Below are 12235 nucleotides of genomic sequence, written 5' to 3'. Positions count from 1 at the left end.
GGCGCGATGAGCCAGATTTTTCAACGCACGAAAGCCCCGGCTAAGCTGCTCGGTACACCGTTGCAGCGCTGGGCAACGCGCATAAAAATGCAGCACGGGCGCAAGCTCGTCATTGCATTGCCTTACCTGTGGCTGATTCTGTTTTTTCTGTTGCCGTTCCTGATTGTTTTAAAAATCAGCTTTGCGGATATTGCCCGTGCTATTCCGCCTTACACCGAGTTGGTCACCTGGGCTGACGATCAGCTGAGTCTGGTGTTGAATCTGGGCAACTATGTGACGCTCAGTGATGATCCGCTGTATATCGACGCCTATTTGCAGTCGTTAAAAGTGGCCGCGATCTCCACTGTCATCTGTCTGCTGATTGGTTATCCGCTGGCCTGGGCCGTCGCGCACAGTAAGCCCTCGATGCGGTCTGTCCTGCTGCTGCTGGTCATATTGCCGTCGTGGACGTCGTTCCTGGTGCGGGTTTACGCCTGGATGGGGCTGCTGAACAATAACGGTATTCTTAATCGTTTTCTGATGTGGACAGGCGTGATCGATCATCCACTGGTGATCCTCTACACCAATACGGCGGTCTATATCGGGATTGTGTACTGCTATCTGCCGTTTATGGTCTTGCCCATCTATACCGCGCTGACGCGTATCGATTACTCGCTGGTGGAAGCCTCGCTGGACCTGGGCGCGCGCCCGCTGAAAACCTTCTTCAGCGTGATCGTGCCTCTGACCAAAGGCGGCATCATTGCCGGTTCCATGCTGGTGTTTATCCCGGCGGTCGGCGAGTACGTGATTCCCGAACTGCTGGGCGGACCGGACAGCATCATGATTGGCCGTATTCTCTGGCAGGAGTTCTTTAACAACCGCGACTGGCCCGTGGCCTCCGCGCTGGCGGTGATCATTTTGCTGATTTTGATTCTGCCGATTATCTGGTTCCATAAACATCAAAACCGAGAAATGGGAGAGAAGGGATGAATAATCTGCCAACGATCCGCTCTCCCTGGCGCACGGCGATTTTGGCCTGCTGCTTTATGTTTCTGTACGCGCCCATGCTGCTGCTGGTGGTTTACTCCTTTAACAGTTCCCAACTGGTTACGGTCTGGGAAGGGTTTTCATTTCACTGGTATCAGGTGCTGTTTCAGGACGATGCCATGATCGATGCGGTGCTGCTGAGCCTCACCATTGCCGCGCTTTCCGCCACCATGGCGGTGGTGCTGGGTACCATGGCGGCGGTGATCATCGTGCGGTTTGGGCGTTTTCGCGGCCATAACGGCTTTGCCTTTATGCTCACTGCACCGCTGGTCATGCCCGATGTGATTACCGGCCTGTCGCTGCTGTTGCTGTTTGTCGGGCTCGGCAATGCGCTGGGCTGGCCGACAGAACGCGGTACGCTCACCATCTGGCTGGCGCACGTGACCTTCTGTACCGCTTACGTGGCGGTGGTGATCAATTCGCGCCTGCGCGAGTTGGACCGGTCAATTGAGGAAGCCGCAATGGATCTTGGCGCGACGCCGTTGAAGGTCTTCTTTGTGATCACGGTGCCGATGATTGCGCCGGCCATCGTGACCGGCTGGCTGCTGGCCTTTACCCTGTCACTGGATGACCTGGTGATTGCCAGCTTTGTGACCGGCCCGGGTGCCACCACCTTACCGATGGCGATTTTTGCCACGGTACGACGTGGCGTTAATCCGGAGATCAACGCGCTGGCTTCCCTGATCCTGTTCGTTGTGGGCATCGTGGGCTTTATTGCCTGGCGCGTCATGGCACATGAAGAAAAACAGCGTTTAAGCGATATTCAGAAAGCGAAACGTGGCTGAAATCCCCGACTTTTGCCATTCTATAGAAGGGCTGGTTAATCCAGCCTTTTTATCGTCATGGTGGAGTGAAAGACATGTCGGAAATGCTTAAACACGGCGCTGTTTTACCGGCTGCCCCGGTCCCCGTCACAGTGGCGGGCGTGGCGATTATCGCGACGCGCTGCCTGAGCGTGTTGATGCTGGCGAATGAACTGGGTTATACCGAGCTGGCCAACTTTGTCCATCGCAGTGCGCAGTCATGGGATTCCACGCTGATCTTCATCGCCAGTCAGGTCATTTTCTTATTTGAATTGCGCTGTGCCTTCACGCTGATGCGCGGAAGCAACCGGGGACGCTGGGGATTCGTGGCGGCGCAAATTGTGGTGCTGTTATATATGTTGATGGCCTCCACAGGCGGGATCTATCCGGAAATCTACAGTATTGCAGGTGAAAATAATCTGCAGATTATTCACCTCACGCTGCTGCAAAAACTGCCCGATCTGATGGTGTTATTACTGCTTTTTCTGCCCGCCAGCAGCCGCGCATTTTTCCGCAAGCGGTGATACAATCGCGCTCCGCCAACCTTCCCGACAGTTAATACAGGCTTTACCATGCACTGCGCGCTCTATGACGCTCACCGTTGCCGCTCTTGCCAGTGGCTTGAAAAACCCTATCCCCAGCAGCTTGATGATAAAGGGGCCCGGCTGAACCAACTGCTGGCCGCGTTTCCGGTTAAACAGTGGCTGCCGCCGGTAACCTCAGCGCAGCAAGGGTTCCGCAATAAAGCAAAGATGGTGGTAAGCGGCAGCGTTGAGCGTCCGGTTTTCGGCATGGTGCAGCGCAACGGCGAGGCGACAGATCTTTGCGCATGTCCGCTCTATCCCGACAGCTTTTCCCCGGTACTGGCGACCTTAAAACCCTTTATCGCGCGTGCCGGTTTAACGCCGTATAACATTGAACGTCAGCGCGGTGAACTGAAGTATTTGCTGCTCACCGAAAGTACCCAGGGCGGCATGATGCTGCGTTTTGTCCTGCGGTCGCACACCAAACTGACACAGCTGCGTAACGCCCTGCCGTGGCTACAGCAGCAACTCCCACAGCTAAAGGTCATTTCAGCCAACATACAGCCGGTGCATATGGCTATTCTGGAAGGGGACGAGGAGGTCGCATTGACATCCACTCAGGCGCTGGCGGACGAGTTTAACGGCGTGCCGTTGTGGATTCGACCACAAAGCTTTTTCCAGACCAATCCTCAGGTCGCCAGTGCGCTGTACGCGACGGCGCGCGACTGGGTACGTCAACTGCCGGTGACCAGCATGTGGGATCTGTTTTGCGGCGTGGGCGGATTTGGCCTGCATTGTGCCTCACCCACGTTAGCGCTTACCGGTATTGAGATCAGTCCCGAAGCCATCCAGTGCGCGCAGCGCTCTGCGCAGATGCTGGGTCTGAACAACGTCAGTTTTGCCGCACTGGATTCCACCGCGTTTGCCACTGAGCGGGATAGGGTGCCCCAGCTGGTGCTGGTGAATCCGCCGCGTCGCGGGATTGGGGAAGCGCTGTGTGATTATCTCAGCGCCATGGCGCCTGACTATGTGCTCTATTCAAGCTGCAATCCGCAGACCATGGCACAGGATATTGCCCGGCTGAAGGATTACGAGGTTACCCAGGTACAGCTGTTCGATATGTTTCCGCACACGGCGCATTTTGAAGTGCTGACGCTACTGACGCGTCAACGGTCAGGCGGGCCAGCCTGATCCTCTGCTGAACGGAGGAGAGTGCAGAACCGATCAGCAGATACGCCGCTGGCCCATGAGCGTTATTCAGGGAACCATTTCTGATTGATTTTCTGCCAGCTGCCGTTGGCTTTCAGGGCCGCCAGCGCCTGATTAAATTTATCCCGCAGTGGGGCGTTACCTTTGCGCACCGCAATCCCCAGGCCGGTACCAAAGTACGCCGGGTCCGTAACGTGTTCACCGACGCTGGCCAGATCGTTGTTGGTTTTTAACCACTGATTGACAACTGCGCTGTCGCCAAATACGCCGTCAAGACGTCCGCTTTTCATGTCCAGAATCGCATTCTGATAGCTGTCATACGCGACGACGTTGATTTCCGGATGCTTGTCCTGCAGATATTTCTGGTGCGTTGTACCGTTCTCAACGCCGATACGTTTGCCTTTCAGCGCATCAATAGCGGTAAATTTCCCTTTAGGCGCAATCACAATGGCGGAGTTCGCGTAATAGGGCTGAGTGAAGTCAACCTGCTTACTGCGTTCAGCGGTGATATCCATACCGGCAATCACGGCGTCATAGCGGCGGAACTTAAGTGAGGGGATCAGGCTGTCAAAGGCCGTGTTGGTAAACGAGCATTCCGCTTTCATCTGTTCGCACAGCGCTTTCGCCAGATCGATATCGAAACCGACAATCTGATTATCGCTGTTCAGCGATTCGAAAGGTGGGTAGGTGGCAGAGGTCGCGAAGCGAATTTTCTCAGCAGCCTGAGCGCTTACGGCCAGGCTTACCAGTGCAGCGGCAATCATCCATTTTTTCATTACAGGCTCCCGTTAGCCATCAATAACACAGCAGGTGAATGCGCCACACGATGCCAGCAAATGAATTTTTATGCAATAAATATGATTATAAAATTAATCAGGCAGGTTGCCCTGCCTGCGGGTTAATTTCGCCGTTCGAACGCCAGGGCGCGTTTCTCGATCAGGCGCATCATAATGGTGAGCAGCCCGTTGACACAGAGGTAAATCAGCCCGGCAGCCGCGTAGACCGTGACATCATAGGTCCGGCCATACAGCAGTTGACCATGGCCCATGACCTCCATCAGCGTAATGGTAAACGCCAGGGATGTGCCCTTAAACACCAGCACCACTTCGTTGGAGTAAGAAGACAGGGCGCGCTTAAACGCATAAGGCAGCAAAATACGCAGGGTTTGCCGGGGCGTCATGCCCAGGGCTTCACAGGACTGCCACTGACCAGCGGGAATGGCACGAACGGCGCCGTAGAACAGCTGAGTCGTGTAGGCCGCGCTGTTAAGCGACAGGGCCAGCATGGCGCAGAGCCAGGGCTGTGATAACAGATGCCATAACCAGGGCAGCGTTTGCAGGCTGGGAAACTGGCCCGGCCCGTAGTAGATCAGGAAGATCTGCACCAGCAGCGGCGTGCCGGTAAACAGGGTAATAAAGCCTTTTACCAGCGGAGAAAACAGCGGGGTTTTCAAGGCCAGTACGATGGTAAAGAGCAGCGACAGCAGCAGCGCGGTTACGAGCGAGGCCGCGGTCAGGCTCAGGCTGGTGTTAAGCCCTTTAAGCAGTTCGGGTAGATAGCTCAGCATCAGCTGTTCCCCCGCTCAAAACGCGTGGTGCGCAGTTCAATTCGGCGCAGTACGGCCTGACTGAAAAGCGTGATCGCCAGATAAATGGCCGCCGCCACTAAAAACCAGGTGAAAGGCTCCTGGGTGCGGGTCGCGATACTTTTCGTCTGCAACATAAGATCGTTAACGCTAATCAGCGACACCAGCGCCGTATCCTTTAGCAAAACCAGCCACTGGTTTCCCAGGCCTGGCAAGGCATGGCGCCACATTTGCGGCATAATCAGTCGGAAGAAAATCGCTGACTTTTTCATGCCGAGCGCCTGGCCGGATTCCCACTGTCCAATCGGGACGGCTTTCAGCGCGCCGCGCAGGGTTTGCGAAGCATAGGCCGCATAAAGCATGGCCAGAGCAATAACACCACAGAGGAACGGGCTAACGTCAAAGTTTTCAATGTGCATCTGAACCGGCAGCGTAAACAGGCCGAAGTTCAGCGTAAAGCCGTCGGATAAGGTCAGCAGCAGCTGTGATGCGCCGAAGTAGATAAACAGCACGACCAGGATTTCCGGCAGGCCGCGAATCAGCGTGACGAGCGTGGTTCCGATCCACGCCAGCGGTTTCAGTCGCAGTGACTCCCAGCCGGCAAAGATCATCGCCAGCACCAGGCCAGCGATGAGGGCACAAACAGCAAGGCCGACGGTCATGCCGGCGGCGCTTGCAAGCGGGATTATTTCATTCATCAGAGATTACTGCTGGAACCATTTGCTGTAGATGGTTTTGTAGGTGCCATCGGCTTTGATTTTGTCCAGTGCCGTGTTGAATTTGCTTTGCAGCTCGGTATTTCCCTGACGCACAGCAATGCCCAGACCGGTACCGAAATACGCTTTATCCGTTACTTTCTCACCCACCGGGGCCAGGTTAGCGTTCTGCTTCAGCCACTCGTTGACTACGGCGCTGTCACCAAAGACGGCATCGATGCGGCCATTTTTCAGATCCAGTACCGCATTCTGGTAGCTGTCGTAAGGCACCACGGTAATATCCGCGTGCTTGTCCGTCAGGTATTTTTGATGCGTGGTGCCATTCTGCACGCCGACGCGCTTGCCTTTCAGCGCCTCAACGCTCGCCACTTTGCCTTTCTGCGCAACGAAGATCGCCGAGTTGTCATAGTAAGGTTTGCTGAACAGGACCTGCTTTTCACGTTCAGGGGTGATGTCCATGCCTGCCATCACCGCATCAAAGCGGCGGAATTTCAGGCTGGGGATCAGGCTGTCAAAGGCCTGGTTGGTGAATGTACAGGTCGCATCCATCTCTTTACACAGCGCATTAGCCAGATCGACATCAAAGCCCTGAATTTTGTTATTCGCATCAACAAATTCAAAAGGAGGATAGGAAGCCTCAGTAGCAATACGAATGGTTTCGGCAGCGGAAGCGCTCAGACTTAATCCGGCAAGCAGTGCAGCAAGTACGACTTTTTTCATTTTTAGCATCCTGACTTAGTGCGAAAGATAATGTGCAAACGCCTCGGTTTGCGGCTGTGTAAAGCGGCTGGCATCGCCCTGTTCCACAATATGACCGTTTTCCATGTACACCACACGGCTGGCCGTTTTACGCGCCACTTCCACCTCATGGGTCACGATCACCTGGGTAATCTGGGTCTGGGCCAGTTCGCGAATGATACTGACAATCTGTGCGGTGATTTCGGGGTCGAGCGCAGCGGTCGGTTCATCAAATAACAGGATCTGCGGCTCCATCATCAGCGCGCGGGCAATCGCAACACGTTGCTGCTGTCCGCCAGAAAGGTGCAGGGGAAAGCGGTCGCTGTAGCTGGTGAGACGCAGACGATCGAGCAGCTTGTCGGCTCGGGCCCGGGCATCGGCTTTGCTTAAGCCCAGTACACGGCAGGGCGCTTCCATCAGGTTTTGCAGTACCGTCAGATGGGGCCAGAGATTGTACTGCTGAAAAACCATGCCTACGTTTTGGCGCAGCTCGCGTATTGCTGCCGTCGAAGGCGTTTTGCTGAAGTCGAAATCGTGACCTGCAATGTGCAACTGACCAGAGCGCGGGTGCTCAAGCAGATTCAGCACACGCAACAGCGAGCTTTTCCCTGCACCGCTTGGGCCAAGCAGCACCAGGGTTTCGCCTTGCGGACATTCCAGGTTAATGTCAAACAGCGCCTGATGAGCACCGTAGAAACAGTTAATCGCGTTTAGTTGAATACTCATGCGCCAATTTTGAATAGCTATTAGTTTTGCGGATTTTAACGTCACCAAAATAGTTATGCAATTAAGGTGGCTTAAAATTTACGAATAAGCGGTAAACACCCAAAAGATTAGCACAAGATGTTGTGAGGCGAACGGCGGGCATTTCTGGAAAGGCAGGCTGAATGCCGTCTGAACGCGTCCGGCGGTTAAGCCCGCGCGTTCAGACGTGGAGGTAAAGGTTATTTATTTTTTCGCCTTTTCAAGCATCTGGCTCAGAGAACCGCCTGCCGGGTGAGGCACGTCTGCGACGTAGCGGACATCGTCCACCACCCAGCAACTGCCCTGATGGATCATCAACACTTCATCCTGCCACTGCTTATCGTCACGGCTCATGTTTACCCGCAGCGGGATATTGCGGGCATCCCGGTTTGGAATGGTCGACGCATCAGCAACATCAGCCTGAGTTGGCCCCTGTGCCAGGCTGGAGAACAGATCGCCGCTGTGCCATTGTGTTGCGTTCTGGCTTTGGCTTGCTTCCTGAAGGGCGTGATAGAGGCCTTCGCTCAGGTAAGGACGATAGTTTGCCAGCGTGGTGGTGTCAGGCAGACCGGCGGTGGGATGTGCGATCCGCATATCGTAGAACTTTTGTGCCACGGTGTCGGGGCCGCCTTCAACGCAAGGGGCGAGTCGTGGGCCGTTATCCTTAATTACCGGCTCTACTGTCGTACAGGCACTCAGCAGTAGCGCGGCCGGGAGCAAAAGCGCAAAACCTTTGTTTCTCATCTCGATTTCCTTATTGTTCTCTGGCAAGGTGCCTTTTTAACATAGAGTATAGTTCTGCTTTTAGGTGAAAGAGCCTTTGGCCGGTTTACGTAACAGGAGAAAACGATGAAATTTTCGACGACGCCAACCCTGGAAGGACACAGTATTACGGATTACTGTGGCGTGGTCACCGGGGAAGCCATTCTCGGTGCCAACATCTTCCGCGATTTTTTCGCCGGCATTCGCGATATTGTCGGTGGCCGCTCGGGCGCGTATGAAAAGGAACTGCGCAAAGCGCGCGAGATTGCCTTTAAAGAGCTGGAAGAGCAGGCCAGCGCGCTGGGTGCCAATGCGGTCGTCGGCATTGATATCGATTACGAAACCGTGGGTAAAGACAGCAGCATGCTGATGGTGAGCGTGACCGGCACGGCGGTTGTGATTCGTTGAAACGTATTCTGCTGCTGTTGGCGCTCTGGGTGCTGGTGGGCTGCCAGTCGGGCATAGAATCACGACCGGGCTATTGGGTCGATCTGCGTCATCCCGCTCAGGGCGCGCGACCGCGCGTAAAAGTAGTGGTGATTCACTATACCGCAGAAGACTTTTCCTCTTCCCTGGCCACGTTGACCGATCGTGACGTCAGCGTCCATTATCTTATTCCTCGCCAGCCGCCGCAGCGTAAGGGGCAGGGCATTATCTGGCAACTGGTACCGGAGCAGGATCTGGCCTGGCATGCCGGGCCGAGCTTCTGGCGCGGCGCAACCCGTATCAACGATACGTCAGTCGGCATTGAGTTGGTGAACAACGGCTATCGCCGTACCCTGACCGGCCTGGAATGGCAGCCTTTTCCTCCCGAACAAACCCGTGTGCTCAGCGCCCTCATCAAGGATATCGCCCGCCGGTATGGTATCGCGCCGGAAAATATCGTGGGCCACAGCGATATCGCCCCTCAGCGTAAACAGGATCCTGGCCCGCGGTTCCCTTGGCGGGAGCTGGCTGAGCAGGGCATTGGCGCCTGGCCCGATCCGCAGCGCGTCGCTTTTTACTTAGCCGGGCAGCATCGAGATGCCGCCGTACCGGTTGCCACAGTGCTTGATCGCCTGCAGCGCTACGGCTATGAGGTCACGGAAGGGATGAGCGCGAACCAGCAACGGAATTTGATTGCGGCGTTTCAGATGCATTTCCGTCCAGCGAATTATCAGGGTTTAGCGGATGCTGAAACCCTGGCGATTACAGAGGCGCTGCTGGAAAAATACGGGGAAGCGCAATAACCGGTGGTTACCGCGCTCAACATCTAGCGACTCGCGTAAGGTGACGCGGCAAGGGAAGACGGCGTGACGGGAGCTCCGGGACGATGCTGTGCCAAAAACGCCCGCCAGTGCGACAGCACCTTTTCCAGCGCCGGGCGCTCAGCATCCAGATGGGTGACGATTCGGGTCACGGGACCCACGCTCATCAGCACATCATGGGCTCTCATCCACTGACCCAGCGCGTCAATCTGGTCTGCCGGGACGCGCACGAACAGCATATTCGTCTGCTGCTCCGTGACCTCAATGCCGATCTTCTGCAGCGCCTCTCCTAGCCAGGCCGCATTCTCGTGATCGGTCTGTAACCGTGCGACGTTGTGTTGCAACGCATACAGCCCCGCCGCTGCCAGCACCCCCGCCTGACGCATACCGCCGCCAGTCATCTTGCGCCAGCGACGCGCGCGTTCAATATAATCTGTATCGCCGCAGAGCAGTGAACCCACGGGCGCGCCCAGTCCTTTTGACAAGCAGATGGTTAAGGTATCGCAATAACGGGCAAGGTTTTCCAGCGTGGTTTGCTGCGCCACGACGGCATTGAAAATACGTGCGCCGTCAATGTGCAGCGCCAGCTTACGCTCGCGGGTAAAATGCCACGCCTGCTCCAGATAGCCCGCGGGCAGGACTTTGCCATGATGGGTATTCTCCAGGCTCAGGAGCCGGGTCGGGGCGAAATGAATATCGTCAGGTTTGATGAAGTCGGCCACCACATCCAGCGGCAGGCTGCCGTCGGCCGCCGCCAGAATCGGCTGGGGTTGGATGCTCCCCAGTACCGCCGCGCCGCCTGCTTCGTACTTATAGTTATGCGCCTGCTGGCCCACAATGTACTCTTCACCACGCTGACAGTGGCTCAGCAACGCCACCAGATTGGCCTGGGTGCCAGTGGGCAGAAACAGCGCAGCGGCTTTACCACTCAGCCTCGCCGCTTCGGCTTCCAGTGCGTTAACGGTAGGATCGTCCCGATAAACATCATCCCCGGTTTCAGCAGCCATCATCGCCTGTAGCATGGCGGCACTGGGACGGGTCACGGTATCACTGCGTAGATCAATCACATTGTGCTCCTGGGCAGCAAAATGCCAGGCGGGCGGAGAACCCGCCTGTAACATCCGTCTGTTTTACCGCAGCCAGTTGGTTTTTGCCAGTTCAAGCACTTCATCACCGCGGCCGTTAATAACGGCGCGTAGCATATAGAGGCTAAAGCCTTTGGCCTGTTCCAGCTTAATTTCCGGCGGCATCGCCAGTTCTTCTTTTGCGGTAATCACATCGACCAGGACCGGGCCATCATGGGCAAAGGCCTGTTCCAGCGCGCCATTCAGTTCAGAGGCTTTCTCAACGCGAATGCCTTTAACACCACAGGCCTGAGCAATGGCGGCAAAATCAGGATTGTGCAGATCGGTGCCGTCGGTGAGATAACCGCCGGCCTTCATCTCCATGGCAACAAAGCCCAGCGAGCTGTTGTTGAAAATCACCAGTTTTACCGGCAGCTTCAACTGGGCGACGGTCAGGAAATCGCCCATCAGCATACTGAATCCGCCGTCACCGCATAGCGCCACGACCTGACGGTCACGGTTGAGTGATTGCGCGCCCATGGCCTGCGGCATCGCGTTCGCCATTGAACCGTGGTTAAAGGAGCCAAGCAGGCGGCGTTTACCGTTCATTTTCAGGTAGCGAGCCGCCCAGACGGTTGGCGTGCCCACGTCGCAGGTAAAGATCGCGTCGTCGTCGGCAAGTTGACTGATTTGCTGGGCCACATATTGCGGATGAATCGGCTGGTTATCATTGGCTGTTGCCAGCGAATCCAGATCTTTACGCGCCTCGGCATAATGCTTCAGTGCGCTGTCCAGGTGACGCTGCTCGGTTTTGACCTGCAGCTTTGGCAGCAGCGCGCGCAGCGTGGTTTTGACATCGCCGATATAAGCCTGATCTACATGGCAGTGCGAGCCCAGACTGCCCGGATTAATGTCGAGTTGAATAATTTTCGCTTTTTCCGGGTAGAAGGCGCGATAGGGGAACTGGGTGCCAAGCAGGACCAGGGTGTCGGCATTCATCATGGCATGATAGCCCGAGGAAAAACCGATCAGCCCGGTCATGCCCACATCGTACGGGTTATCGTATTCAATGTGCTCTTTGCCGCGCAGGGCATGGACCACCGGCGCTTTCAGCGTTGCCGCCAGCTCCACGACTTCCCGGTGCGCGCCTGCGCAGCCGCTGCCGCACATCAGCGTAATATTTTTCGCGTCGTTCAGGGTTTGCGCCAGGGTGGTCAGCTCATCGGCGGACGGCAGCACCAGCGGCAACTGCGGTGGATACCAGTCAGCGCGGGCGGATTCGGGTGCGGCCTGCAGCGCGACATCGCCCGGCAGGACAACCACCGATACGCCACGATTCAGGATGGCTTTACGCATCGCAATGCCCAGCACCTGCGGCAACTGCTCGGGGTTCGATACCAGCTCACAGTAGTGGCTGCATTCGCGGAACAGCTCCTGAGGATGGGTTTCCTGAAAGTAACCACTGCCGATTTCGCTGGAAGGAATATGGGCCGCAATCGCCAGGACCGGCACGCGGTTGCGATGGCAGTCAAAAAGGCCGTTGATCAAGTGCAGGTTACCGGGTCCGCATGAACCCGCACATACTGCCAGTTCCCCACTGACATGCGCTTCTGCACCAGCAGAAAAGGCGGCCACTTCTTCATGGCGGGTGGGCATCCACTCAATGGTGCCCATTCGGTTCAGGCTGTCGCTCAGGCCGTTTAATGAGTCACCCGTGACGCCCCAAATACGTTTTACACCGGCGTTTTCCAGCGTTTTGGCCACCAGCGCCGCTACGGTTTGTTTCATCTTCTTCTCCTTGGTCATCCGTCGCCATC

At 56.1% G+C, this 12235-nt stretch carries 14 protein-coding genes; 6 read left to right on the top strand and 8 right to left on the bottom strand.

Going from position 1 to position 12235, the window contains the following annotated elements; genetic code table 11:
- Window positions 1–6: 6 nt before the first annotated feature.
- The 4 genes from potH (at window position 7) to rlmC (ending at window position 3544) form a co-directional block, all read left to right on the top strand.
- Window positions 7–969: a putrescine ABC transporter permease PotH gene (gene potH / locus NXS97_RS06385; protein WP_116219558.1), complete on the top strand. Its 963-nt coding sequence runs from the start codon at window positions 7–9 to the stop codon at window positions 967–969.
- A complete protein-coding gene (gene potI, locus NXS97_RS06380; RefSeq protein WP_013025205.1) occupies window positions 966–1811 on the top strand; it encodes a putrescine ABC transporter permease PotI in 846 nt (281 codons plus the stop codon). Before potH ends, potI begins: the two co-directional genes overlap by 4 nt.
- Before the next feature lie 74 nt (window positions 1812–1885).
- A complete protein-coding gene (locus NXS97_RS06375) occupies window positions 1886–2353 on the top strand; it encodes a YbjO family protein (protein WP_105077339.1) in 468 nt (155 codons plus the stop codon).
- Between the two features lie 48 nt (window positions 2354–2401).
- On the top strand, window positions 2402–3544 hold the full coding sequence (rlmC, locus tag NXS97_RS06370; protein ID WP_015700669.1) for a 23S rRNA (uracil(747)-C(5))-methyltransferase RlmC: 1143 nt from the start codon (window positions 2402–2404) through the stop codon (window positions 3542–3544).
- A 62-nt stretch (window positions 3545–3606) separates the two neighbouring features.
- Here the strand turns inward: rlmC and NXS97_RS06365 are convergent, their stop codons facing one another.
- The 6 genes from NXS97_RS06365 to NXS97_RS06340 all read right to left on the bottom strand — a co-directional run bounded on the left by NXS97_RS06365 (window position 3607) and on the right by NXS97_RS06340 (window position 8089).
- Window positions 3607–4338, bottom strand: a complete 732-nt coding sequence (locus NXS97_RS06365; RefSeq protein WP_013025208.1) for an arginine ABC transporter substrate-binding protein — start codon at window positions 4336–4338, stop codon at window positions 3607–3609.
- A 122-nt stretch (window positions 4339–4460) separates the two neighbouring features.
- Window positions 4461–5129, bottom strand: a complete 669-nt coding sequence (gene artM / locus NXS97_RS06360; RefSeq protein WP_013025209.1) for an arginine ABC transporter permease ArtM — start codon at window positions 5127–5129, stop codon at window positions 4461–4463.
- Window positions 5129–5845 carry an arginine ABC transporter permease ArtQ gene (gene artQ, locus NXS97_RS06355; RefSeq protein WP_015700667.1) on the bottom strand — a complete coding sequence of 239 codons (717 nt, stop codon included), beginning with the start codon at window positions 5843–5845 and terminating at the stop codon, window positions 5129–5131. The genes artM and artQ overlap by 1 nt, the downstream gene beginning before the upstream one ends.
- A gap of 6 nt (window positions 5846–5851) precedes the next feature.
- Complete coding sequence (gene artJ / locus NXS97_RS06350) at window positions 5852–6583, bottom strand: arginine ABC transporter substrate-binding protein (RefSeq protein WP_014606210.1); 732 nt, start codon at window positions 6581–6583, stop codon at window positions 5852–5854.
- 15 nt (window positions 6584–6598) lie between these two features.
- Window positions 6599–7327, bottom strand: coding sequence for an arginine ABC transporter ATP-binding protein ArtP (gene artP, locus NXS97_RS06345; protein ID WP_014606209.1), 729 nt, complete (start codon window positions 7325–7327; stop codon window positions 6599–6601).
- Between the two features lie 222 nt (window positions 7328–7549).
- On the bottom strand, window positions 7550–8089 hold the full coding sequence (locus NXS97_RS06340) for a lipoprotein (protein WP_014593303.1): 540 nt from the start codon (window positions 8087–8089) through the stop codon (window positions 7550–7552).
- Between the two features lie 105 nt (window positions 8090–8194).
- Here NXS97_RS06340 and NXS97_RS06335 point away from each other — a divergent pair, with 105 nt between their 5' ends.
- Together NXS97_RS06335 and NXS97_RS06330 are read left to right on the top strand one after the other, a co-directional pair.
- On the top strand, window positions 8195–8515 hold the full coding sequence (locus NXS97_RS06335; RefSeq protein WP_013025214.1) for a heavy metal-binding domain-containing protein: 321 nt from the start codon (window positions 8195–8197) through the stop codon (window positions 8513–8515).
- Complete coding sequence (locus NXS97_RS06330) at window positions 8512–9336, top strand: N-acetylmuramoyl-L-alanine amidase (protein WP_116219559.1); 825 nt, start codon at window positions 8512–8514, stop codon at window positions 9334–9336. The genes NXS97_RS06335 and NXS97_RS06330 overlap by 4 nt, the downstream gene beginning before the upstream one ends.
- 23 nt (window positions 9337–9359) lie before the next feature.
- Here the strand turns inward: NXS97_RS06330 and ltaE are convergent, their stop codons facing one another.
- Both ltaE and poxB read right to left on the bottom strand, forming a co-directional pair.
- Window positions 9360–10421: a low-specificity L-threonine aldolase gene (gene ltaE / locus NXS97_RS06325; RefSeq protein ID WP_258873257.1), complete on the bottom strand. Its 1062-nt coding sequence runs from the start codon at window positions 10419–10421 to the stop codon at window positions 9360–9362.
- Between the two features lie 63 nt (window positions 10422–10484).
- Window positions 10485–12206: a ubiquinone-dependent pyruvate dehydrogenase gene (gene poxB / locus NXS97_RS06320; RefSeq protein ID WP_014606205.1), complete on the bottom strand. Its 1722-nt coding sequence runs from the start codon at window positions 12204–12206 to the stop codon at window positions 10485–10487.
- Window positions 12207–12235 lie beyond the last annotated feature (29 nt).

Origin of the sequence: Pantoea sp. B623 (genome assembly GCF_024814475.1) — a bacterium.
In the GTDB taxonomy this organism is placed as follows: domain Bacteria; phylum Pseudomonadota; class Gammaproteobacteria; order Enterobacterales; family Enterobacteriaceae; genus Pantoea; species Pantoea ananatis.
The sequence above is the reverse complement of the archived record's forward strand: the minus strand, read 5'-3'. Positions and strand labels throughout refer to the sequence as shown.

What these genes read in the sequence shown, in the direction of transcription:
- potH (WP_116219558.1), top strand. Translation starts at nt 7, where the DNA reads ATGAGCCAGATTTTTCAACGCACGAAAGCCCCGGCTAAGCTGCTCGGT.
- potI (WP_013025205.1), top strand. Translation starts at nt 966, where the DNA reads ATGAATAATCTGCCAACGATCCGCTCTCCCTGGCGCACGGCGATTTTG.
- NXS97_RS06375 (WP_105077339.1), top strand. Translation starts at nt 1,886, where the DNA reads ATGTCGGAAATGCTTAAACACGGCGCTGTTTTACCGGCTGCCCCGGTC.
- rlmC (WP_015700669.1), top strand. Translation starts at nt 2,402, where the DNA reads ATGCACTGCGCGCTCTATGACGCTCACCGTTGCCGCTCTTGCCAGTGG.
- NXS97_RS06365 (WP_013025208.1), bottom strand. Translation starts at nt 4,338, where the DNA reads ATGAAAAAATGGATGATTGCCGCTGCACTGGTAAGCCTGGCCGTAAGC.
- artM (WP_013025209.1), bottom strand. Translation starts at nt 5,129, where the DNA reads ATGCTGAGCTATCTACCCGAACTGCTTAAAGGGCTTAACACCAGCCTG.
- artQ (WP_015700667.1), bottom strand. Translation starts at nt 5,845, where the DNA reads ATGAATGAAATAATCCCGCTTGCAAGCGCCGCCGGCATGACCGTCGGC.
- artJ (WP_014606210.1), bottom strand. Translation starts at nt 6,583, where the DNA reads ATGAAAAAAGTCGTACTTGCTGCACTGCTTGCCGGATTAAGTCTGAGC.
- artP (WP_014606209.1), bottom strand. Translation starts at nt 7,327, where the DNA reads ATGAGTATTCAACTAAACGCGATTAACTGTTTCTACGGTGCTCATCAG.
- NXS97_RS06340 (WP_014593303.1), bottom strand. Translation starts at nt 8,089, where the DNA reads ATGAGAAACAAAGGTTTTGCGCTTTTGCTCCCGGCCGCGCTACTGCTG.
- NXS97_RS06335 (WP_013025214.1), top strand. Translation starts at nt 8,195, where the DNA reads ATGAAATTTTCGACGACGCCAACCCTGGAAGGACACAGTATTACGGAT.
- poxB (WP_014606205.1), bottom strand. Translation starts at nt 12,206, where the DNA reads ATGAAACAAACCGTAGCGGCGCTGGTGGCCAAAACGCTGGAAAACGCC.